Annotated in this window: 19 protein-coding genes; 4 read left to right on the forward strand and 15 right to left on the reverse strand. The window is 70.6% G+C overall.

The genetic code is table 11. The annotated features are described in order from the left end of the window. Positions 1-7 precede the first annotated feature (7 nt). The 5 genes from ACLVWQ_RS20340 to ACLVWQ_RS20360 all read right to left on the reverse strand — a co-directional run bounded on the left by ACLVWQ_RS20340 (position 8) and on the right by ACLVWQ_RS20360 (position 5138). Entirely contained in the window at positions 8-2305 is a 2298-nt protein-coding gene (locus ACLVWQ_RS20340; protein ID WP_414110414.1) for an ABC transporter permease, read from the reverse strand. Positions 2306-2439: 134 nt separating this feature from the next. Next, the gene (locus ACLVWQ_RS20345) at positions 2440-3126 is read right to left on the reverse strand and encodes an ABC transporter ATP-binding protein (protein WP_414110350.1); all 687 of its coding nucleotides are present in this window, start codon (positions 3124-3126) and stop codon (positions 2440-2442) included. Next, complete coding sequence (locus tag ACLVWQ_RS20350; protein ID WP_414110351.1) at positions 3123-3647, reverse strand: PadR family transcriptional regulator; 525 nt, start codon at positions 3645-3647, stop codon at positions 3123-3125. The genes ACLVWQ_RS20345 and ACLVWQ_RS20350 overlap by 4 nt, the downstream gene beginning before the upstream one ends. Positions 3648-3903: 256 nt before the next feature. Further along, positions 3904-4197 carry a hypothetical protein gene (locus ACLVWQ_RS20355; protein WP_414110352.1) on the reverse strand — a complete coding sequence of 98 codons (294 nt, stop codon included), beginning with the start codon at positions 4195-4197 and terminating at the stop codon, positions 3904-3906. Further along, positions 4194-5138, reverse strand: a complete 945-nt coding sequence (locus tag ACLVWQ_RS20360; protein WP_414110353.1) for an SPFH domain-containing protein — start codon at positions 5136-5138, stop codon at positions 4194-4196. Before ACLVWQ_RS20360 ends, ACLVWQ_RS20355 begins: the two co-directional genes overlap by 4 nt. Before the next feature lie 301 nt (positions 5139-5439). Here ACLVWQ_RS20360 and ACLVWQ_RS20365 point away from each other — a divergent pair, with 301 nt between their 5' ends. Beyond that, the gene (locus tag ACLVWQ_RS20365) at positions 5440-7737 is read left to right on the forward strand and encodes a transglycosylase domain-containing protein (protein WP_414110355.1); all 2298 of its coding nucleotides are present in this window, start codon (positions 5440-5442) and stop codon (positions 7735-7737) included. Positions 7738-7875: 138 nt separating this feature from the next. On the opposite strand, the gene ACLVWQ_RS20370 is transcribed toward ACLVWQ_RS20365, so the two are convergent. From ACLVWQ_RS20370 to ACLVWQ_RS20395, 6 genes are all read right to left on the reverse strand, one after another. Next, entirely contained in the window at positions 7876-9339 is a 1464-nt protein-coding gene (locus ACLVWQ_RS20370) for a catalase (RefSeq protein WP_414110357.1), read from the reverse strand. Positions 9340-9440: 101 nt separating this feature from the next. After that, the gene (locus ACLVWQ_RS20375; protein ID WP_414110358.1) at positions 9441-9572 is read right to left on the reverse strand and encodes a hypothetical protein; all 132 of its coding nucleotides are present in this window, start codon (positions 9570-9572) and stop codon (positions 9441-9443) included. A gap of 184 nt (positions 9573-9756) precedes the next feature. After that, the gene (locus ACLVWQ_RS20380) at positions 9757-12018 is read right to left on the reverse strand and encodes a SpoIIE family protein phosphatase (protein WP_414110359.1); all 2262 of its coding nucleotides are present in this window, start codon (positions 12016-12018) and stop codon (positions 9757-9759) included. A gap of 366 nt (positions 12019-12384) precedes the next feature. Continuing rightward, positions 12385-13077 carry a DUF402 domain-containing protein gene (locus ACLVWQ_RS20385; protein WP_414110360.1) on the reverse strand — a complete coding sequence of 231 codons (693 nt, stop codon included), beginning with the start codon at positions 13075-13077 and terminating at the stop codon, positions 12385-12387. Between the two features lie 72 nt (positions 13078-13149). Continuing rightward, entirely contained in the window at positions 13150-14535 is a 1386-nt protein-coding gene (locus ACLVWQ_RS20390) for a class II fumarate hydratase (RefSeq protein ID WP_414110361.1), read from the reverse strand. 161 nt (positions 14536-14696) lie between these two features. Continuing rightward, entirely contained in the window at positions 14697-16364 is a 1668-nt protein-coding gene (locus ACLVWQ_RS20395; protein ID WP_414110362.1) for a fumarate hydratase, read from the reverse strand. A gap of 188 nt (positions 16365-16552) precedes the next feature. On the opposite strand from ACLVWQ_RS20395, the gene ACLVWQ_RS20400 reads away from it, so the two are divergent. Together ACLVWQ_RS20400 and ACLVWQ_RS20405 are read left to right on the forward strand one after the other, a co-directional pair. Continuing rightward, positions 16553-17248 (forward strand): DUF1707 SHOCT-like domain-containing protein, encoded by a 696-nt coding sequence (locus ACLVWQ_RS20400; protein ID WP_414110363.1) that lies wholly within the window; start codon positions 16553-16555, stop codon positions 17246-17248. A 195-nt stretch (positions 17249-17443) separates the two neighbouring features. Further along, positions 17444-17821, forward strand: a complete 378-nt coding sequence (locus ACLVWQ_RS20405; protein ID WP_414110364.1) for a WhiB family transcriptional regulator — start codon at positions 17444-17446, stop codon at positions 17819-17821. Between the two features lie 213 nt (positions 17822-18034). On the opposite strand, the gene glpX is transcribed toward ACLVWQ_RS20405, so the two are convergent. Continuing rightward, entirely contained in the window at positions 18035-19066 is a 1032-nt protein-coding gene (glpX, locus tag ACLVWQ_RS20410; protein WP_414110365.1) for a class II fructose-bisphosphatase, read from the reverse strand. 125 nt (positions 19067-19191) lie between these two features. Between glpX and ACLVWQ_RS20415 the strand changes: the two genes are divergently transcribed. Then, a complete protein-coding gene (locus tag ACLVWQ_RS20415) occupies positions 19192-19710 on the forward strand; it encodes a DUF4245 domain-containing protein (protein ID WP_414110366.1) in 519 nt (172 codons plus the stop codon). Between the two features lie 163 nt (positions 19711-19873). Here the strand turns inward: ACLVWQ_RS20415 and ACLVWQ_RS20420 are convergent, their stop codons facing one another. From ACLVWQ_RS20420 to xseA, 3 genes are all read right to left on the reverse strand, one after another. Further along, complete coding sequence (locus ACLVWQ_RS20420; RefSeq protein ID WP_414110367.1) at positions 19874-20464, reverse strand: malonic semialdehyde reductase; 591 nt, start codon at positions 20462-20464, stop codon at positions 19874-19876. Between the two features lie 353 nt (positions 20465-20817). Continuing rightward, on the reverse strand, positions 20818-21054 hold the full coding sequence (locus tag ACLVWQ_RS20425; protein ID WP_414110368.1) for an exodeoxyribonuclease VII small subunit: 237 nt from the start codon (positions 21052-21054) through the stop codon (positions 20818-20820). A 21-nt stretch (positions 21055-21075) separates the two neighbouring features. Beyond that, positions 21076-22284, reverse strand: coding sequence for an exodeoxyribonuclease VII large subunit (xseA, locus tag ACLVWQ_RS20430; RefSeq protein WP_414110369.1), 1209 nt, complete (start codon positions 22282-22284; stop codon positions 21076-21078). Between the last annotated feature and the right edge of the window lie 306 nt (positions 22285-22590).

Below are 22590 nucleotides of genomic sequence, written 5' to 3' on the forward strand. Positions count from 1 at the left end.
ACCACCCCTACTCCGTACGCAGTCCGTCCGGGCGCATCAGCCGCAGCAGCGGCGGCACACTGAGCGCCGTCACCACCAGGACGACCGCAGCGCCGATGCCGGTCATCGCCAGGACGCTCGACCAGTCCACCGACACCCCGGTGTCCGTCATCTTCAGCAGGACCGTGCCCAGGGTGAGCCCCACCACCGTGGCGAGGACCAGGCCCAGCGCCACCGGGATCGCGGTCTGCCACAGCACCGAAAGGCTCAGCGTGCGGCGCCGGGTGCCGAAGGCGACCAGCGCGGAGAGCAGCCTCTTGCGCTCGCGCAACTGCTCCAGCTGCGAGACCAGCAGGCTCGCCCCGATCAGCGCGAGGACACACGCGGCACCGACGGACAGCCCGGTGCGGATGGACTCGTAGCTCTGCGACCGCTCGGTCGACGTGTACGTCATGGGCGTCACGAGCGGGTCGATCTCCGCGGAGGTGTTGCGCACCAGCTCACGGGCGTCCGGGACCGACGGGTCGAGCCGGAGGTAGACCCGCCCGCTGACGGTGGAGGTCACGGAGGCGGGCAGCGCCTTCGTGGTGATCAGGAACCCGTTCCGCTCCCAGCCCGACGGGTCCTCGCGCGGATCGGCCTTCTTGATGTCCCGCGGCACCGTCCAGGCGGCCTCCGCCCCCTTGTCGGATCCCTCGTAGGTGGGCTCGACGAAGAGCTTCCGGCCGGGTTCGGAGAGCTTCGGCGTCTCGTCGTCGTACTCGGGGTTCCGCAGGACGAACGCGTCACCCTCGCGGCACGAGGGCAGCGTCGCCACCTCGCGCAGGGCGGCGCAGTCGCCGATGGTGAGCGGCACGGACGTTTCGGGGTTCTTCCGGGTCACCCCCAGCGAGGAGTCGGACAGCACGACGGCGCCGAGCACACCACGGGTCCCGGAGAGCTCGCGCCGGGCGTCGGCGACGGAGACGGTCTTCGGTACGGACACCTCCATCTGGGCGCGTGAGAGGTCCTGGCCGGTGGACTTCGTGAAGTCGCTCTGGACGCCGGCGAACAGCATCTGCAGGGCGATCGCACCGGCCACCGCCACCGCGATGCCGTTGACCATGCGCGCGGCGCTGCCGCTGCTCAGCTGCAGCCTGCGTACGGCCAGTTGCCAGGAGACCGGGCCCGAGTTCAGCCGGGCCACCACGGCCTCCACGATCCACGGCAGCAGCGCGGTGATGCCGACGAGGAGCAGGATGACCCCACCGCTCACCATGTACTCGTTGAAGTCCCCGTTGGTGTTGCCCTTGCCGATCATCGGGACGAGCAGTCCGAGACCGCCCAGCGGCAGCAGCAGCCGCCACCACAGCCGGCGCCGCGCGGGCCTGGCCGTACGCACCACACCGAGCGGTTCGATGACCACGCCGCGCAGTGCGAGCAGCGTCACCGCGACCGCGGACGCCGGGACCGCGACGGCGATCAGGAGGGCGAGTACGGGCGTCGGGTCGAGGTAGCTCGGGAAGACGCTGAGGTCGAAGACCTCGACGGAACCGGCGGCCTGGCGGCCGATCAGGAAGAAGCCGGTGCCGAAGACCAGTCCGACCAGGGCCCCGGACATCGCCTCGCCCGCGGCGATCCGACGGGTCATCCGGCCGTCGGCGCCGACCAGCCGCAGCGCGGCGAGCCTGCGGTCGCGCCGCTCGCCGCCGAAGCGTACGGCCGCGGCGATGAAGACGCCGACCGGCAGCAGCAGCACCACGAAGACCGTCAGGACGAGCAGGAGGAGGACCGGGTCCATCTCCTCCGAGGACGTCTGCTCCGACTGGAAGGTGTCGAGGCGGTCGATGTTGGCGCCGGTGCCGTACTTCGCCATGTTCTGGCCGCCGGAGTAGAAGGCGAGTTCGGCCGAGCCGATGAGGCCGCTCTCACCGATGGTGCCGGTGATACGGTCCGGCAGCCGCTCGCGCAGCAGCCGGGCGTCCTTGGAGTCGAGCAGGTCCTTGAGCGCCGGCGAGACGACCATCTCGCCCGGCGCGGGGAACTTCTTCAGTCCGGGCGGCAGCGGCGCCCGTATGCCCTCCGGCTCCAGCTGGCGCCCGCGGACGTTCATGCCGCGGAAGTCGGTGTCGAGGTTCGCGACCAGCACCGTGTCGTCGGCCTTGGTCACCTCGGAGCCGAACAGCTTGCCCATACGCGCGTGCTCGCGGTCGGACCGCTCCTGCAGCGCGCTCGGGATCGCGGTGGTGAGCAGCAGCAGCGCCACACCGAGCCCGACGCCGACCCCGGTGAGCAGGACCCGCACCCAGCCCTCGCGGCCGCCGGTGAAGGCGAACTTGGCGCCCATGGCCAGGTCCCTGTACCACTGCCCCAGCCTGGGACCGCCGCCGCCGGAACCCTCCCAGGCGTTCGGCTTCGGCTTCGAGTTCGGGTTCGGGGGAGCCGCGGACGGGGCGGCGTCGGGGGGAGTCGTGGGGGCGGTCATACGACGCGCTCCATGTCCCGGGACTTACCGTCGCGTACGACGATCTCTCGGTCGGAGTACGCGGCCACCCGGGTCTCGTGCGTGACGAGGACGACGGCCGCGTTGGCCGACCGCGCGGCGTCCGTGAGCAGCTCCATCACGCGCTCGCCGTTGAGCGAGTCGAGGGCGCCGGTGGGCTCGTCGGCGAACAGCACCCGCGGGCCGGTGACCAGCGAGCGGGCCACGGCGACGCGCTGGCCCTGGCCGCCGGAGACCTCGCCGGGCCGCTTGGCCGCGAGGTCGTCGACCTCCAGGCGCTCCATCCAGGATAGGGCGGTGCGCTCGGCCTCCTTGCGGGAGGTGCCGTTGAGGCGCAGCGGCAGGGCCACGTTCTCGACGCAGGTCAGCTCCGGCACCAGCTGGCCGAACTGGAAGACGAAGCCGAACTCGGAGCGGCGCAGGGCGCTGCGCCGGGCGTCGTTCATGGTCGCCATCTCGTGGCCGTTGTACGTGATCGAGCCCGAGTCGGGCGTCACGATGCCGGCGAGGCAGTGCAGGAGGGTCGACTTGCCGGAGCCCGAGGGGCCCATCACGGCGACGACCTCGCCCGGGTGGATGGAGAACTCGGCGCCGTCGAGGGCGTTGGTGGGGCCGTACGCCTTGCGCAGGTCGTGGGCCACGAGCAGGGAGCCTGCGGGGGTCATCGGGTCACCGCCTCAGCGAGTTTGCCGAGGCGCGCGGCGGTGAGTTCCAGCCACCGCAGGTCGGCCTCGAGATGGAAGAGCGCGTGGTCGCAGATCAGCTGGTCGGCGAGGTCGCCCTTGCGTTTGCGGTCGGTGAGGATGCGCATCATGCGCAGGTGTTCCGAGCGCTGGGTGTCGAGGATGTCGGACGCGTCGCGGTGCGTCAGGAGGGCGAGGACGATCTTCGTGTAGAGGACCGACTGGAGGTAGGGCTCCGGCTTCTCCGGCGTCGCGAGCCACTGCTGGACGTCGGTGACGCCGGCCTCGGTGATCGCGTACCGCTTGCGTTCGGGGCCTTCGCCCGACTCGAACCCGTCGACCTCCACGAGGCCGTTCTTCAGCAGCCGGGACATCGTCGAATAGACCTGGCCGTAGTGGAGCGGCCGGTCGTGACCGAACTTCTCGTCGAAGGCCCGCTTGAGGTCGTAACCGTGCCGGGGCCCGGACTCCAGGAGTCCTAGGAGCGTGTGACCAATGGACATGCGGAGCACTGTACACACGACGTATACACCGCATGTATACGCACGGTGGATAGCTTGATCCAAGGGGTATGTAATCGCAGGTCAGCGGCGAGTGTCACGGTTCTGTCACCGGGGCGGGACTTTTCTCGCCCCCGCCGCCCCTTCCCTTCCCGTCCCGTCCCTGGGGCTGCGCCCCAGACCCCGCCAAAAAGACTGCGCAGTTCCCCGCGCCCCTAGGTACCTAGGGGCGCGGGGAACTGCGCAGTCTTTTTGGCTTTCAAGCCCCCTCCCCGGCTTCCTCGGCCTCCTCGGGGCGAGGAGGCCGCCCGCGGCGAGGGATCGGGCCGGCCCCGCCCGGCAGCCGCCCCGCCTCCCCGAGCGCCCGCCGCAGCAGAAACTCGATCTGCGCGTTGGCCGAGCGCAGCTCGTCCCCCGCCCAGCGCGCCAGCGCCTCGTACACGAGCGGATCCAGCCGCAGCAGCACCTGCTTGCGCTGCTGCGGCGGTCGCGGCTGTTGCCGCGGTGGCCGCTGAGAGGAAGGGAGGGGAGACTCCTCCGGAGTCGGGGTCACTGGTACAGGGACCCCGTGTTCACGACGGGCTGCGGCGCCCGGTCACCGCACAGGACCACCAGCAGGTTCGACACCATCGCCGCCTTCCGCTCGGAGTCCAGCTCGACGATGTCCCGCTCGGAGATCCGGGCGAGCGCCGCCTCGACCATGCCGACCGCGCCGTCCACGATCTGGCGCCGCGCCGCGACGACCGCGCCGGCCTGCTGCCGCTGGAGCATCGCCGAGGCGATCTCGGGTGCGTACGCGAGGTGCGTGAAGCGGGACTCGATGATCTGCACACCGGCGGCCTCCACCCGCGCGCGCAGCTCGACCGCGAGCTTCTCGGTGATCTCCTCCGCGTTGCCCCGCAGGGACAGGCCCTCCTCGTCATGGGCGTCGTACGGGTACTCGATGGCGATGTGCCGCACGGCCGCTTCGGTCTGGGTGGCGACGAACTCCAGGAAGTCGTCCACCTCGAAGCTCGCCTGCGCGGTGTCCTCCACCCGCCACACCACGACCGCGGCGAGCTCGATCGGGTTGCCGTAGGCGTCGTTGACCTTGAGGACGGGCGTCTCGTGGTTGCGTACCCGCGTCGAGATCTTCGTACGGGACGTCAGAGGGTTGACCCAGCGCAGCCCGTCCTCGCGGATCGTGCCGCGGTAGCGGCCGAAGAGCTGGACGACGCGGGCCTCGCCGGGCGCCACCATGTTCAGACCGCACATGGCGACGAAGGCCGCGAGACCGATCAGGATGCCGCCCACGATGAGTACGGCCTTGCCGCCGGCGGAGTCCACGGCGGTCGCCGAGACGACCATCGCGGCGCCGGCCAGCAGACCGACCAGTCCGAGCAGCAGCGCGAGCCCGCCGCCGATGCTGTGGGCCGGGGTCTCCCGTACGCGCGGAGCGGGCATCGTGGGTGCCGCGGGTGCGTCGGTGAGGTCCGGTGAGTCGTGCGTCGGCATGCGTGTTTCCCCCGTTTCGTGGTGCTGTCACCCGAGTTGGGCCGCCGGGCTCAGAGGTCTCAGGGCCTGTCTCAGGTCTATCTTGGTGATATCACTTTACCCGGCACGGCAACCTTCCATGCCTGTGAGCCGTCGGTTTCAGTGGGATGGGTGTGAGACGGGTGCTGATTCTCACGTCCGGAAAAGACCGGATCGAGAGGCGTTTGCCCTCAGTCGCGGTGTTAGCTTTCTGAGCTGACCAGGGCGACGAACCTGTGAGACACGAGAGACGGCCAGAGACGGAAGCGGAGCGGACGGACCCATGGGACGAGCGGACGAGAGACGAGCGCGGCAGCGTGGCGGCCACCGCGGCGCGCCGAAACGCTCGACCAAGGCGGGCGCCAAGCCGGGTGGCAAGACCGGCATACGCCGCTTCTTCACCTGGAAGAAGGTCCTCGGCACGTTCTTCGGCCTCTGCCTCCTCGTGATGGGCGCCTTCATCGTGCTCTACCTGATGATCAGCGTCCCCAAGGGGAACGCGGCCGCGGTGCAGCAGAGCAACATCTACGAGTACAGCGACGGTTCGACGCTGGCCCGCGACGGTGAGGTCAACCGTGAGCTGGTCGACCTGGACCAGGTCTCCAAGGGCGTCCGCATGACCTTCGTCGCCGCCGAGAACAAGTCGTTCTACGACGACGCCGGCGTCGACTTCAAGGGCACGGCCCGCGGTCTGATCAACACGGTCGCAGGCAAGGGCAAGCAGGGTGGTTCGACGATCACCCAGCAGTACGTCAAGAACTACTACCTCACCCAGGACCAGACCGTCACGCGCAAGCTGAAGGAACTGGTCATCTCGCTGAAGGTGGACCGCCAGAAGTCCAAGGACGAGATCCTCGCGGGCTACATCAACACCAGCTACTACGGCCGTAACGCGTGGGGCATCCAGGCCGCCGCGCAGGCGTACTACCGCGTCGACGCCAGTCAGCTCAAGGTCTCGCAGGCCGCGTACCTCGCCGCGCTGCTCCAGGCCCCCAGCCAGTACGACTGGGCGGTCGCGAGTGACACCAGCAAGAAGCTTGTCACCAACCGCTGGAACTACGTCCTCGACAACATGGTCGAGGAGGGCTGGCTGAGCTCCGCCAAGCGCGACACCATGAAGTTCCCCGTACCGAAGGACCCCCAGGGCGCGCCCGGCATGCAGGGCCAGGCCGGCTACATGGTGGAGGCCGCCGACAACGCGCTGATGAGGCAACTCGTCGCGAAGGGCACGGCCGCCGACCTCACCGAGGCGGAGACCATGGTCAAGGCGGGCGGCTGGACCATCACGCTGAACATCGACAAGAAGAAGCAGGCCCAGCTGGAGAAGTCGGTCAAGGGCCAGCTGACCGGCAAGCTCGACGCCAAGAAGCGGAAGGTCGACGCGGACGTCCAGGCCGGCGCGGTGTCCGTCGACCCGAAGACCGGGGCCGTCGTCGCGATGTACGGCGGCGTCGACTACGTGAAGCACTATACGAACAACGCGACACGCCGCGACTACCAGCCCGCCTCCACCTTCAAGCCGCTGATCCTGGCCGCGGCCGTCGAGGAGGAGGCCACGACCCAGGACGACCAGCCGATCACGGCGAACACGATCTACGACGGCACCAGCAAGCGCCCCGTCCTCGACGACGGTACGAAGGTCGGCTTCGCCCCGCCGAACGAGGACGACGTCGACTACGGCGACGTCACCGTCCAGACCGCGATGAACAAGTCCATCAACTCCGTCTTCGCGCAGATGGGCGTCGACGTCGGGATGGACCAGGTCATGAAGACCGCGGGCGAGCTGGGCATGCACGTCGAGGGTGCCAAGTCGGTGCCGGCCCAGACCCTCGGCACCATGGGCGCGAGCCCGATGGACATGGCCGGTGCCTACGCGACCCTCGACAACCACGGCAAGAAGGTCACACCGGCCCTCGTGAAGTCGGTCAAGCACAAGGACCGCACGGTGCGGTTCCCCGACCCGATCGGCGACCAGGTCATCAGCCGCGAGGCCGCGGACACCGTCACCTCGGTGCTGACCGGTGTGGTCGACGACGGTACGGCCCAGGCGTCCGTACGCGACAACCCGGCCCGTGACGGCCAGCAGGTCGCCGGCAAGACGGGTACCTCCGACAACAACAAGTCGGCCTGGTTCACCGCCTACACGCCGAAACTGGTGACCTCGGTCGGCATGTTCGGCGAGGACGACGTGCCCCCGCACAAGCAGGTCTCGCTCCAGGGCGCCACCGGCCTCCTGCCGGGCAAGGGCCGGGTGGCCGGCGGAAGTTATCCGGCCCGGATCTGGGCGGCGTACACCTTCGGTGCGATGGGCGACGTCTCCAAGTTCGACCTGGACACCGACCAGGGCGCGGCCGTCAAGCCCTCCGGGACCCCGACGGCCACACAGGTCCCGCCGACCCCGTCGGAGGAACCGACCTCGCAGGACCCGACGACGAAGCCACCGGCGTCGAGCAGCCCTCCGGAGAGCACCCCGGAGGAAACCCCGTCGGACGAGGACCCGGAACCGACCATCTCGGCTCCGACGTCATCGGGTGGCATAGAACTGCCACCGGACCCGGACGACCCGCAGTCAGACGACTGACCAACCGCCGGACCAGCCGTCCCGTCGGAGGCGCGCCCGTCTTCTGAGGGGCGCGGGGAACTGCGTGACCAGCCACTGCCGGCCCGCAGTTCCCCACCGACACCGGCCGTTCCCCGCCGGCATGAGCAAGCGCAGCGATCAGTCCCCGCTGACCGAGTGGGCGATCCGGTCGCCGATCTCCTTGTCGATGTTCCGCCAGTACTGGAACGCCCGTTCGAGCACCGGCCGTGACACGTCGGCCTTCAGGTGTCCGCTGACGTTCGACACGAGCCGCTCACGCGCCGCGTCGTCGAGGACCTGGCGGACCATCGTCCCGGCCTGCCCCCAGTCGTCGTCCTCGCGATGCCGCCTGGTCGCCTCACGCACCAGCTCCCCGGCGGTCTGCCAGCTCGCCGGTTCGCCGAACTGCCCGTAGTCCGCCGCGGGCCCGCCGTACGAGTTCGGCGCGTACGGCCGCGCCGCGTTCGACGGCACGTATCGCATCGGGCCGTCCTTGGCGTACGAGTTCACCGCGGAGTGCGGCCGGTTGGGCGGCAGCTGCGCGTAGTTCGGGCCGATCCGGTACCGGTGGGTGTCCGGGTAGGAGAAGAGCCGGCCGAGCAGCATCTTGTCCGGCGATGGGCCGATGCCCGGCACCAGGTTGGACGGCTCGAAGGCGGCCTGCTCGATGTGGACGAAGTAGTCCTCGGGGTTCTTGTCGAGGACCATCCGGCCGACGTCGATCAGCGGGTAGTCGGCGTGCGGCCAGACCTTCGTCAGGTCGAAGGGGTTGAACCGGTAGTCCGCGGCGTCCTCGAACGGCATGACCTGGACCTTGAGGGACCAGCTCGGCGCGTTCCCGGACTCGATGGACTCGTACAGGTCGCGGCGGTGCTTGTCCGCGTCCGAACCGGCCAGCTCGTCGGCCTCGGCCTGGGGCAGGAACTCGATGCCCTGGTCGGTCTTGAAGTGGTACTTCACCCAGAACCGCTCACCCGCGCCGTTGATCCACATGTACGTGTGGGACGAGTAGCCGTTCATGTGGCGGTACGTCTTCGGGATGCCGCGGTCGCCCATCAGCCAGGTCACCTGGTGCGCGGACTCGGGCGAGAGCGTCCAGAAGTCCCACTGCATGTCGTTGCTGCGCAGCCCGGTCGCCGGGTGGCGCTTCTGCGAGCGGATGAAGTCCTGGAACTTGATCGTGTCACGGACGAAGAAGACCGGGGTGTTGTTGCCCACCAGGTCGTAGTTGCCGTGCTCGGTGTAGAACTTCAGCGCGAAACCGCGCGGGTCGCGCCAGGTGTCGGGGGAGCCCTGCTCACCCGCGACCGTGGAGAAGCGCGCCAGCATGTCCGTGCGTTTCCCGGGCTGGAAGAGGTCGGCCCTGGTGAACTGGCTGACGTCGTTGGTGACTTCGAAGAATCCGTACGCGCCACTGCCCTTGGCGTGCACCACCCGCTCCGGTACCCGCTCCCGGTTGAACTGGGCCATCTTCTCGATGACGTAGTGGTCCTGGAGCAGGATCGGGCCGTCCGGGCCGACGGTCAGCGAGTGTTCGTCGCTCTCCACCGGAATTCCGACATTGTTCGTGGTGTACGGAGCCTTCCGCGGTGCCTGCGTCACGAGTGTCCTCCCGTCAAGAAGAGAGTCGTTGGATCGCTTCGCTCACCTCAGCAGTCAACTCCGCCGACGGGATGTCGGCAACATTTGGACGGGGTCTCGTTTCAGCTCGATTCCGGCCCGGCCCTGCCGCGGTTCCGGGCGACGACCACCAGCGCCACGAGGCAGCCGATCAGCACGGCCGTGCAGGTGAACAGGAGTGGATCGATCCAGCCGCTGCCGAGCAGGAAGCACACGGTTCCTGCGGCCAGGAACCCATCAGGCCGTGCCGTCCGCGAACCGTTCGGCGCGGTGGGGCTTCGTCTCGGGCCGGCTGTCGGCCTGACCGCGGGACCGGCGCCGTGGGCGGAGCGCGGCCATTCCGTACCGTGAAATGGCCGATCTCCTCCTTCTCCGCCCCGGCTGACCTGGGGAAACCGGTCAGCCGTGGTTCAGCTCGAACCAGACGACCTTGCCCGTGCTGAGCCGGGTCGCGCTCCACCGCTTGGCCAGCTTGTTCACCAGGTAGAGGCCGCGGCCGCCCTCGTCCATGGCGCGGGCGTGCCGCAGCCGGGGCAGTTGCGGCGCGTCGTCGCTGACCTCGCACCGCAGGACGTCGGTCCGCAGCAGCCGCAGGGTGACCGGCCGGTCGGTGTAGCGCACGGCGTTGGTGACCACCTCGCTGACCAGCAGCTCCAGCGAATCCGTCAGCTCCTCCAGGTCCCAGCGGGACAGCGCCTTGCGGGCCAGCTGACGGGCCCGGCGGGGAGCCGCGTCGTCCGGGTCCAGGTGCCAGACGGCGACGTCGCTCGGCGCGATCCCGTCGAACCGGGCGGCGAGCAGCGCGATGTCGTCGTCCCGGTCACCCGGGCCGAGCATGTCGAGCACCTCGTCGCACAGCGCTTCCAGGGGCGGCGGATGGTCCGGCCCGGTCAGCTGGGCGGTGGCCGCGATCCGCTCCCGCAGTTGCTCTATCCCGGTCCACACGTCGCGCAGCCGCGACTCGACGAGCCCGTCGGTGTAGAGCAGCAGGGTGGCGCCCGCGGGCGCGTCCAGCTCGACCGCCTCGAAATCCACGCCCCCTACGCCGATCGGGGCACCCGGCGGCACCCGCAGCACCTCGGCGCGGCCGCCCAGGTGCAGCAGGACCGGCGGCGGATGACCGGCGTTGGCGATGGTGATGCGGTGCGCGACCGGGTCGTACACCGCGTACAGGCAGGTCGCCATGCGGTCGGTGCCCAGGCGCTGGGCCTGCTCGTCCAGGTGGTGCAGGACCTCCTGCGGCGGCAGGTCGAGCCCGGCGAGGGTCTGCGCGGTCGTGCGCAGCTGGCCCATGATCGCCGCGGAGGTCATGGAGTGGCCCATCACGTCCCCGACGACGAGCGCGACCCGGCTGCCGGGCAGCGGGATCGCGTCGTACCAGTCGCCGCCGACCCGGGCCGTCTCCGCGGCGGGCAGATAGCGCGACGCCAGCCGTACGCCCGTGGGGCGCGGCAGGGTCTCGGGCAGCATCGTGCGCTGCAACTCGTCCGCGATGTACGCCTCGCGTCCGTACAGCACCGCCTTGTCGATGCCGAGCGCGCTGTGCGTGGCGAGCTGCGCCGCGACCAGCAGGTCGTCGGTCTCGAAGGCGGGCCGGTCGGGGCGGCGCAGGAACAGCGCGGCGCCGATCACCCGCCGGCGACCGCGCAGCGGCGCGAGGATCGCGCGCTGGCCGCCCGGCACGGTCAGGTCCTCGCCGATCAGCTCGGGCAGCGCGGCCCGCGCGGCGGGCGCGTCCGCGAAGACGGGCCGCACCCCGCGCAGCACCTCGTTCAGCGCGCCACCGGGCCGTACGGTGCACAGCTCGGCGGTGATGCCGACGTCGGGCTCGGGCTGGAGCGCGGGCAGCAGGAACCCCTCGGTGTCCCGGTCCTCCGGGATCCGGTCGGTGCGCCGCAGCCGCAGTACGACGGGCCCGGTGGGCCGCTCGTCGCCCACCGGCAGCGGGTCGCGCAGATAGACCAGTATGGCGTCCGAGAACGTCGGCACGGTGGCCCGGCACAGGCCCATCACGATCTCGTCGAGGTCGATCCCGCGGGCGATCCGCCGGGTGGCGGCCCCCACGAAACGCAGCCGGTCGCCGTCCCGCCGCATGGGCATGGGGGTGCCGGGAGCCTGCGAGCTCTGTCCCGTGCGGCGGTCCTTGCCGCCCAGCAGGACCGGGGTCCCGGCCGCGGCCTCGACGGCCTCGGGCGCGGGCCGCGGCCGGTGCGGGCCCGACTCCGTCGGGGACGGCTGGGAGTGCTCGGGCCCTGAGCCGGCGGGCCCGTCGGTCGGACCGTGGCCCCCGGACGTCGCGGGCGGGCCCTGGCTGCCGGCCGGGGAACCCGACGCGGCGGGCGTGTCCGTGGCGGCGCTGCACGTGTCAGTGGACACGGGCGTGCCGACCGGACCCTCGTCGCCGGAACCGGCCGGGCCGTCAGGCCCGGGAACGCCGCCGGGACCGGTCGGGTCGTCGGGACCGGTCGTGCCGTCGGCCCCCGGTGGGGCGGAGGTCGCGGCGGGCCGGGCCTGCGCGGGCAGGCCGGCTGTGCCCTGTATCGGCGGCTCCTGGGTATGCAGGAGCGCCCCGCGGGGGTCCGCGGGGGCCGTGGGCCGGGCAGCGCTCGGCTGCCGGCGCTCATGGGAGGTGGGGTGCTCCGTCACGCGTGTCGAATCCATCCGTCCGGTGCTGCGCGCCGTGCGTGCAGTTCGTCCCGCAGAGAGCCCGATACCCGGAATACGTGTCCCCGGAACGGAATCCCCGCGTGATCAGACAGCCTCTCAGAAGAATGACCTTCGGACACCGGCACGAGCAGTCTGATTCGCCGGCGCCGGGCCCTGCGGCTGTGACCTTGGTACCCCTCGCTCACGTCCTGCCGCCCCTCGGTGACGTTCGGTCAAGCCCAGCGACTGTTGCGGGAGTTGCCCAGTCGCGCCCGCCCGCCTCCCGGCCACCGCTTCTCAACGCCGGTGTGGCCCACCGGCCCTGACTGTTCGTAGCGGAGGACGATCCTACGGTTCTACCACGGGGGCGCATCAAGGGTCTCACGTGGACACGTACGCGGGCGTGCGATCCCAGTCGTCCGGCAAGGAGGGCACGGACCAGGACGGATCGGGGCGCCAGTGCTGCCAGCCGTCCGAGAAGGGCGGGCCCCAGCCGTGGATCACCTCCACCGCCGCACGCCCCGCCTCCGCCACGCGCGCCGCCAGCCGGTCGTCCATCAGACCGTCCCGCCGGGCCTGCGCGAACTCGTCCTCGTCGCGCCAGCCCCAAGTCCGGTCCGGATGTACGGAGATGTCGAGGAAGTGGTCCTCGGAGTCGACCCCGCCGGCCCATCTGACCAGCGGTTCCTCCAGGTTGACGTACCAGTTCTTGAACTGCCAGCCCGGCTCCCAGAACAGCCACACCGACCACGGTTCACGCGGCCGCGCCAGCTTCAGGACGCCCGTGCCGAACCAGCGGTCCCGCTGCACGGTCCGCGGTTTGGTGTACCGGGACTCCAGCGGCTCCGCGTGCACGGCCGTACCGTCCGCGAGGACGGGCTTCACACACTCCGTCCCCGGGGCCAGCCACACGGCGAGCAGCTCCGCGTCGTCCCGTACGACGGTCACGGGACGCGCGATGTGGAAGCGCTCGCCGGCGTTCTCCCGGTAACGCCACAGGATCTGACTCCCGGGGTTCCAGTACGCCGCCGAACCGCCCGCTGCCACGTCCGTCACCGCTCCACCCTCTGCCATGGAGAGATATTAGGTGCCCAGGGCATACGACGCTGCGGTAAGTGTCACGGTTCGCACGATGGCCGTACGACGTTACGGGCGTGTCATCCGCAGGACATCCAGCGCCTCGTCCAGCTGTTCCCGGGTGAGGTCGCCGCGCTCGACGTACCCGCCCTCCAGGACGACCTCGCGGATGGTCCGCCGCTCGGCCATGGCCTTCTTGGCGACCTTCGCGGCCTCCTCGTACCCGATGTACTTGTTGAGCGGCGTCACGACCGACGGCGACGACTCGGCGTACTCGCGGGCCCGTTCGCGGTTGGCGGTGATCCCGTCGACGGTCCGGTCGGCGAGCAGCCGGGAGACGTTCGCGAGCAGCCGGACCGACTCCAGTACGTTCTTGGCGATGACCGGGAGCATGACGTTGAGCTCGAAGTTCCCGGAGGCTCCGGCGGTGGCGATCGTGGCGTCGTTCCCGGTGACCTGCGCGGCCACCATCAGCACGGCCTCGGGGATGACGGGGTTCACCTTGCCGGGCATGATCGAGGAGCCCGGCTGGAGGTCGGGCAGATTGATCTCCGCGAGCCCCGTACGCGGACCCGAGGCCATCCAGCGCAGATCGTTGGAGATCTTCGTCAGCCCCACGGCGATGGTCCGCAGCTGCCCGCTGATCTCGACGACGCCGTCCCGCGCGCCCTGCGCCTCGAAGTGGTCGCGCGCCTCGGTGAGCGGCAGCCCGGTCGTGCGGGCCACCTCCGCGATGACGGCGGCGGAGAACCCGGGCGGGGTGTTGATCCCGGTGCCGACGGCGGTGCCGCCCAGCGGCAGCTCGGCGAGCCGGGGCAGGGAGGCGGTCAGCCGCTCGATCCCGTACCGCACCTGGGCCGCGTACCCGCCGAACTCCTGGCCGAGCGTGACCGGGGTGGCGTCCATGAGGTGCGTACGCCCCGACTTCACGACGTCGGCGAACTCCTCGGACTTACGGGTCAGCGCGGCGGCGAGGTGGTCCAGGGCGGGGACGAGGTCGCGGGTGACGGCGGCGGTCGCGGCGATGTGGAGGGAGGACGGGAAGACGTCGTTGCTGGACTGGGAGGCGTTGACGTGGTCGTTCGGGTGGACGTCCCGGCCGAGGCGCTCCGTGGCCAGCGTGGCGATGACCTCGTTGGCGTTCATGTTGGAGGACGTACCGGAACCGGTCTGGAAGACGTCCACGGGGAACTGGTCGTCCCACTTCCCGTCCGCGACCTCCGCCGCCGCCTCCTGGACGGCGTCCGCGACGTCCTTGTCCAGCACGCCCAGACCCGCGTTCACCTTGGCGGCGGCGGCCTTGATCCGGGCGAGGGCCTCGATGTGCGCGCGCTCGATCCGCTGCCCCGAGACGGGGAAGTTCTCGACGGCGCGCTGGGTCTGCGCCCGCCACTTCGCGGCTGCGGGCACGCGGATCTCGCCCATGGAGTCGTGCTCGATGCGGTAGTCGCTCATACGAGGTACAGCGCCCCCGCCGCCCCTGCCCATTCCCGTCCCCGGGGGCTGCGCCCCCAGACCCCCGCCAAAAGATTGCGCAGTTCCCCGCGCCCCTGAGGTCTTCAGGGGCGCGGGGAACTGCGCAGCGGGGGTTCGGGGGCGGCGGGGGCGAAAAAGGCCTAGGCCAGCCCCGGCCCCCGTACGGGGATCGTCGTGAACGTCGGCGCCGGTGCCGGATCCTTGAAGAAGTCGTTCCCCTTGTCGTCGACGACGACGAACGCCGGGAAGTCCTCCACCTCGATCCTCCAGACCGCCTCCATACCGAGCTCCTCGTACTCGACGACCTCGACCTTCTTGATGCAGTCCTGGGCGAGCCGCGCCGCGGGCCCGCCGATCGAGCCGAGGTAGAAGCCGCCGTGCGCGCCACACGCGTCGGTGACCTGCTGCGACCGGTTCCCCTTCGCCAGCATCACCTTGGACCCGCCCGCCGCCTGGAACTGCTCCACGTACGAGTCCATCCGCCCGGCCGTGGTCGGCCCGAAGGACCCGGACGCGTACCCCTCGGGGGTCTTCGCGGGGCCCGCGTAGTACACCGGGTGGTCCTTCAGGTACTGCGGCATCTCCTCGCCCGCGTCCAGCCGCTCCTTGATCTTGGCGTGCGCGATGTCGCGCGCCACGACCAGCGGTCCGGAGAGCGAGAGCCGCGTCTTCACCGGGTACTTCGTCAGCTCGGCCAGGATGTCGTCCATCGGCCGGTTCAGGTCGATGCGCACGACGTCACCGGCCTCGTCGAGATGCTCGTCCGTGGTCTCCGGCAGGAACCGCGCCGGGTCGGTCTCCAGCTGCTCGAGGAAGACGCCCTCCGCGGTGATCTTCGCGACGGCCTGGCGGTCGGCGGAGCAGGACACCGCGATGGCGACGGGGCAGGACGCGCCGTGCCGGGGCAGCCGCACCACCCGTACGTCGTGGCAGAAGTACTTGCCGCCGAACTGCGCGCCGATCCCGATGCGCTGCGTCAGCTCGAAGACCTTCTCCTCCAGGTCCTTGTCCCGGAAGCCGTGGCCCAGCGCGGACCCCTCGGCCGGGATCTCGTCCAGGTAGTGCGCGGAGGCGTACTTCGCGGTCTTCAGGGCGAACTCCGCGCTCGTACCGCCGACGACGATCGCGAGGTGGTACGGCGGGCAGGCGGCCGTGCCGAGCGAGCGGATCTTCTCCTCCAGGAACTTCATCATGGAGGCCTCGTTCAGGACGGCCTTCGTCTCCTGGTAGAGGAACGACTTGTTGGCCGAGCCGCCGCCCTTGGCCATGAAGAGGAACTTGTAGGCGCCGCCGTCGGTCGCGTACAGCTCGATCTGGGCCGGGAGGTTCGAGCCGGTGTTCTTCTCCTCCCACATGGTGACCGGGGCCATCTGGGAGTACCGCAGGTTCAGGTTCAGGTACGCGTCGTAGATGCCGCGGGACAGGGCCTCCTCGTCGCCGCCCGCCGTGAGCACGTTCTGGCCGCGCTTGCCCATGACGATGGCCGTGCCGGTGTCCTGGCACATGGGCAGGACGCCGGCCGCCGCGATGTTCGCGTTCTTCAGGAGGTCCAGCGCGACGAACTTGTCGTTGTTCGACGCCTCGGGGTCGTCGATGATGCGGCGCAGCTGCGCGAGGTGCGCGGGCCGCAGGTAGTGCTGGATGTCGTGGATCGCCTCGGCGGCGAGCTCGCGCAGCGCTTCGGGCTCCACCTTGAGGAACGTGCGCCCGTCGGCCTCGACGGTGGATACACCCTCGGAGGTCACCAGCCGGTAAGGGGTGGTGTCCTCTCCTTGGGGGAGCAGATCGGTGTACGCGAACTCAGGCATTCTCGCCAAATCCTTCATCGACAGACAGCGGCCGGCCTCCGTTGGCGGCGTCCACCAGCGTAGAACCTGCCTCGGACACCGGGCTTGTGAGGTAAGGCTCAGTCGGGTGCCGCCCATGGCGCCCGCCCGGCCATGTTCCCGCCCACGCCCTCTAGTCGCGATCTATCGCGTTTGGGTACGCTGCTTCCGTGGACCTTCAGAAGCACACCGAGCCCGATCTTCGGACCCGCACCGACCTGCGGGCCTCCGACGCGGACCGCGACCGCACCGCGGACATCCTGCGCGAGGCCCTCGCCGAGGGCCGTCTCACCGCGGAGGAGCACGCGGAGCGGGTCGAGGAGGTCTTCCGCGCGAAGACCGTGGGAGAGCTGGAACCGCCGGTGCGGGACCTGCCGGGGGCTCACCGGTCCCGCCACGCGGCCGGCTTCGCGCCGGCGCCCCGCCGCCCCGTGCCGGGCGCGGTCCCCTCGGTCGCCGACGAGAACGTGGTGGCGGTGTTCAGCGCCGCCGTCCGCAAGGGCCGCTGGCGCGTGGGCCGCCGCACGCACGTGTACGCGATCTTCGGCAGCGTGGAGCTGGACCTCAGCGAGGCGCTCTTCGAGCACCAGCAGGTCGTGATCAAGGCGATCTCGGTGTTCGGCAGCGTCGAGATCCGCGTCCCGGAGAACGTGTCGTTGCGCGGCAGCGGCGGCGGAGTCCTCGGCAACTTCGAGGTGGACACGCTGGATTCGGGCGAACAGGACGCACCCGTGGTGTATGTGGACGGACTGGCGGTACTGGGGAACATCGAGGCAAAACCCAAGCGGGGCAAGCTGATCGAGGACATCCTGGACCGGGTCGGCGACCGGGTGAGCGCCAGGCTGCGCAAACATCTGGGGCATTGACGGTCGCGAATTCCACGGCAGGCGGAGGGCGTCGGTCCGGCGTCGGTCCGGTGCAGGTCCGGCGGCGTCCGGCGGTGACGGACGAGTACCGGCCGGGATCTCCCGCGCTTGGGAACTGAGTGCATAGGCGCGCGCACAGCGGGTAGGCCTTGCTGCATCGTCTCTCGCTCGCGAAGCCGTCGTCAGGAGTAGACCGTGCTGCATCCGCCGCATCAGTCCCTGCAGGTCGCTGCCGTTCCGCCCCAGCCGGCGCCGGTGCGCGAGCGGGACCAGGACGCCCCCTGGCACACGGAGGCCGTGTGCCGCCGGGACGAGGCCGGGCTGTTCTTCGCGCCCTCGAAAGAACCCACCGCGGCCAGGCTGTCCCGCGAGGAAGCGGCGAAGCGGGTCTGCGCGCGCTGTCCGGTGATGATCGAGTGCAGGGAGCACGCATTGCTGCAACCCGAGCCCTACGGAGTCTGGGGAGGCCTCACCGCCGCGGAGCGCCGCGTGGTCCTGGCCAGGCGCCGCCGCCACGACCTGGAACTGCAGAAGGCGACCCGCGCCACCGGGACGATAGCCGCGGCCGGCTAGGGCGTTTCGCCTCGATCGGGTCGGACGGGCCGCGCTGTCCGATGCGGTGCAGTGCCGGGCGCCACGGTCGACGGGCCGCCCCTCGTGCGGAGAGGCGTCCCATCGGCGTACCCGAGGGGCGCGGGGAACTGCGCGACCGGCCACGACGCACCCGCGGTCACCCACGAACCCGCGGTCACCCACGGGCCGGTGTGAACGGCCAGACCGACGGGGTCACTTCGCCCGGTCGAAGTCGATCGCGCTGTACGCCCGCAGCTTCGCCAGCCGGTGCTCCGAGCTGATCTGCCGGACCGTCCCCGACTTCGACCGCATCACGATCGAGTCGGTCGTGGCGGTCTCGGGCCGGTACCGAACCCCTCGCAGCAGCTCACCGTCGGTGATCCCGGTCGCCACGAAGAAGACGTTCTCGCCGGAGACCAGGTCGTCGGTGAGCAGGACGCGGTCCAGATCGTGTCCTGCGTCCACGGCGCGTGCCCGCTCCGCGTCGTCCTTGGGCCACAACTTGCCCTGGATGGTGCCGCCGAGGCACTTCACGGCACAGGCCGAGATGATGCCCTCGGGCGTGCCGCCGATACCGAGCAGCAGGTCGATGCCCGTGCCCTCGCGCAGTGCCAGGATCGCGCCGGCGACGTCACCGTCGGAGATGAGCTTGATGCGCGCGCCGGTCTCCCGGATCTCCTTGATGATGCCGTCGTGGCGCGGCCGGTCGAGGATGACGACCGTGACGTCCTCGGGCGTGACGCGCTTGGCCTTGGCGACCCGGCGGATGTTCACGGACACCGGGGCGTTGATGTCGACGAAGTCGGCGGCCTCGGGGCCGGTGACCAGCTTGTCCATGTAGAACACCGCGGACGGGTCGAACATGGTGCCGCGGTCGGCGGCGGCCAGCACCGCGATGGCGTTGGTCATGCCCTTCGCGGCGAGCGTCGTCCCGTCGATCGGGTCGACGGCGATGTCGCACTCGGGCCCCGTCCCGTCCCCGACGCGCTCTCCGTTGAAGAGCATCGGGGCCTCGTCCTTCTCGCCCTCTCCGATGACGACGATGCCGCTCATGGAGACGGTGGAGACGAGGGTCCGCATGGCCCGTACCGCCGCGCCGTCGGCGCCGTTCTTGTCGCCGCGGCCGACCCACCGGCCCGCGGCCATCGCGGCGGCCTCGGTGACCCGGACGAGTTCGAGGGCGAGGTTGCGGTCGGGGGCCTCCGGGGGGACCTCGAGTTCGGACGGCAAGTGATGCTCGGTCATCGGAGCGCACCTTTCTGATACGACGACGGCCGGATGAGGGTTCGGGCCGACTCTATCCTCAGTCCGACAAAATGAGCAGGGGGCCCCACGGATGAGCGGGGTAGTGCACCTGCGACGATGGGGGCGTGGCAGGTAAGAAAGGCAAGCAGACGGTCCGGGACATGGTGTTGTCCCTGGGCGCGATCGGCATCGTCGCGGGCTTCATCTACGTCTTTATTCCCCATGACGACTCGGAGCCCCCTCTCGAACGGGTCGACTACCGCGTGGAGCTCCTCACGGCGCGCCGGGCGGCCGACTACCCGGTGGCGGCGCCCGAGGGGCTGTCCGAGCGCTGGAAGGCGACCTCGGTGAGGTTCCGGGGCGACGACTTCGACGCGTGGCACCTCGGCTTCCACGACCCCGACGGGGAGTACGTGGCGATCGAGCAGTCCGCTCAGAAGCCCGTGACGTTCATCGAGGACGCCAGTCAGGGTGCCCAGGAGACGAACGTCACGCAGCGCATCGGCGACAAGGCCTGGAAGCGCTACAAGGGCGAGAAGTACGACGCCCTCGTGCTCCGGGAGAAGAACTCCACGACCGTGGTCGCGGGCACGGCGTCGTTCGCGCAGCTGACGAAGATGGCGGAGGCGCTGAAGACGTCCTGACCGCGGCGCCGGCCGGGACGCGAGTGACGGCGAAGACGTGGCGAGGCGAGACGAGGCGAGACGAGAGGCCCCCGACGGTTGGACGCTGGGGGCCTCTCGCGTGTCCGGGTCCCGGCCGGTGCCGGGGTGTGCCGGGGTGTGTCGGGGTGTGTCGGGGGTGGGGTCAGACCGTCGTGATGACCTGGTCGGCCTCCAGGCGCGGGGAGCGCGGGAACCAGGCGTTCTCGGCGGGCCTGCCGATGTTGACCACCATCAGCGGGGTGTGGTCGCCGTCGAGGAACTCCTTCTGGACGCCGGCGAAGTCGAAGCCCGTCATCGGGCCGGCGGCCAGGCCGGCGGCACGGACACCGATGATGAAGTACGCGGCCTGCAGCGCGGCGTTGAGCGCGGCGGCGCCCTCGCGGGCCGGGCGCTCGGCGAAGAAGAGGTCCTTGGCCTGCGGGAAGTGCGGCAGGAGGTAGGGCAGTTCGTCGTGGAACTCGTTGTCCGCGGAGAGGATCGCCACGAGCGGGGCGGTGGAGGTCTTCGGCTGGTTGCCCTCGCTCATGTGGCGCACCAGGCGCTCGCGGGCCTCGGGGGAGCGGACCAGGGTGATGCGCAGCGGCGACTGGTTGAAGGCCGTCGGGCCGAACTTGACCAGGTCGTAGATCGCCTGGACCTGCTCCTCGGTCACCGGCTCGTCGGTGAAGGCGTTGGCGGTGCGGGCCTCGCGGAACAGCAGGTCCTGGGCGGCGGGGTCAAGAACGAGAGACATGAGGGGAAACCTTCTCGGGCGTGCGTCGGGATCCTGTGGGGGATCTACTGGCGCGACAGACCGTACGCCGAATAGGTTTAAGTTTCAATCAAAACTGGACCATGGTGATCCGGTTCACAGGTACATGGCCTGACCAATCGTTGCGCGACGGCGACGGCGACGGCGACGGCCTCGGCTCCGGAGTGGCGGTGGCGGCGGATGCTGTCTGCGGGCCGGTGGGGGCTGGTCGCGCAGTTCCCCACGCCCCTGGGTCGGCCTTTGGGGGCGGGGCGCGGGGAACTGGGCAATCGGGGGCTCGGGGGCTCGGGGGTTCGAGGGCTCGGGGCGAAGCCCCGGGCGTTCCGGTCGGCCGGCTAGTCGGCGTCGGAGCCGGAGGAGCCGGCCTTCTCCTCCGCCGCCAGCGCCGCGTCCAGGCGGGCACGGGCGCCGTCCAGCCACCGCCGGCACACCTTCGCCAACTCCTCGCCCCGCTCCCACAGGGCGAGCGACTCCTCCAGTGTCGTACCGCCCGCCTCCAGGCGGCGTACCACCTCGATGAGCTCGTCCCGCGCCTGCTCGTACCCGAGCGACTCGTCCGTCTTGCTGGTCATGCGCCCACCCTAGGGTCTGCCTCAGACATCGACTCGTACCGTGAAATCACCCTCGGCGACCCGCGCCCGCAGCGGCTCGTCCGCCGTCACCTCGTCCGGGGACCGGACGGCCTGTCCGTCGGGCTTCTGCAGTACCGCGTACCCCCGCTTGAGGGTCGCGGCGGGGGAGAGGGCCACCACGCGCGCGTGGGTGTGCGTCAGCTCCGAGTCGGCCCGGTCGAGGAGATGGCCGAGCGTGCGGCGCCCGCGGCCCAGGAGGGCGGCGACGTGGTCGGCCCGCTCGTCCACCATCCGGTGGGGATCCTCTATCGAGGGGCGGGCCAGCGCCTGCGCCAGACCCCGCTCCTCGCGCTCGATGAAGGACCCGACGCACCGGCGGGCACGGTCCCGCAGGAACTGGACGCGCTCGTACTCCTCGCCGACGTCCGGTACGACCTTCTTCGCGGCGTCGGTGGGAGTGGAGGCCCGCAGGTCGGCCACGTGGTCGAGAAGCGGGTTGTCGGGCTCGTGGCCGATGGCGGACACGACAGGCGTACGGCAGGCCGCGACCACCCGGATCAGCTGCTCGTCCGAGAACGGGAGCAGGTCCTCCACGCTGCCGCCGCCGCGCGCCACGACGATCACGTCGACGTCGTCGAGGGCGTCCAGCTCCTTCACGGCCTGGACGACCTGGGGGACCGCGTGGACGCCCTGCACGGCGACGTTGCGCACCTCGAAGCGGACGGCGGGCCAGCGGTGGCGGGCGTTCTCCAGCACGTCCCGCTCGGCGGCGGAGGCGCGGCCGCAGACCAGGCCGACGAGCTGGGGGAGGAACGGGAGGGGCTTCTTGTGGTCGGCGGCGAACAGGCCCTCCGCGGCGAGGGACTTCTTCAGCTGCTCCAGCCGGGCGAGCAGTTCGCCGACGCCCACGGGCTTGATCTCGGTGGCCCGGAGCGACAGCTGCCCGCGCGGCGCGTACCACTCGGGCTTCGCGTGTACGACGACGCGCGCGCCCTCGGTCACCACGTCGGCGACGGCGTCGAACACCTGCCGGTAGCAGGTCACGCCGACCGAGATGTCGTGCGACGGGTCGCGCAGCGTCAGGAAGACGACGCCCGCGCCGGGGCGCCGTGACAGCTGGGTGATCTGCCCCTCGACCCACACCGCGCCGAGCCGGTCGATCCATCCCCCGATGAGCCGCGACACCTCACCGACGGGGAGTGGGGCGTCCGCGGACGTATTGAGAGCCATACCGCGAGCGTAGCGGCCACGTCTGACAGCCCCACACCCCCAAAAAAGCTCGCACAGTTCCCCGCGCCCCCAAAAGAACTGCGCAGTTCCCCGCGCCCCTAAAAACTGCGCCGTTCCCCGCGCCCCTGACGGTGTCGGCCGTCTCCCCGGCCGCTGAAGGTGCCGGCCGCCCCCCCCTGCCCCTGAAGATGCCAACCGTTCCCCGCGCCCCTGAAGGCGGGCCGGCGGGCCGGCTTTTCAGGGGCGCGGGGAACTGCGCGACCAGCCCCCACCGACCCGCACATTCCCCACCGACCTGCACACGCC

This window comes from Streptomyces sp. CWNU-52B, from assembly GCF_047444975.1.
Taxonomy (GTDB): Bacteria; Actinomycetota; Actinomycetes; order Streptomycetales; family Streptomycetaceae; genus Streptomyces.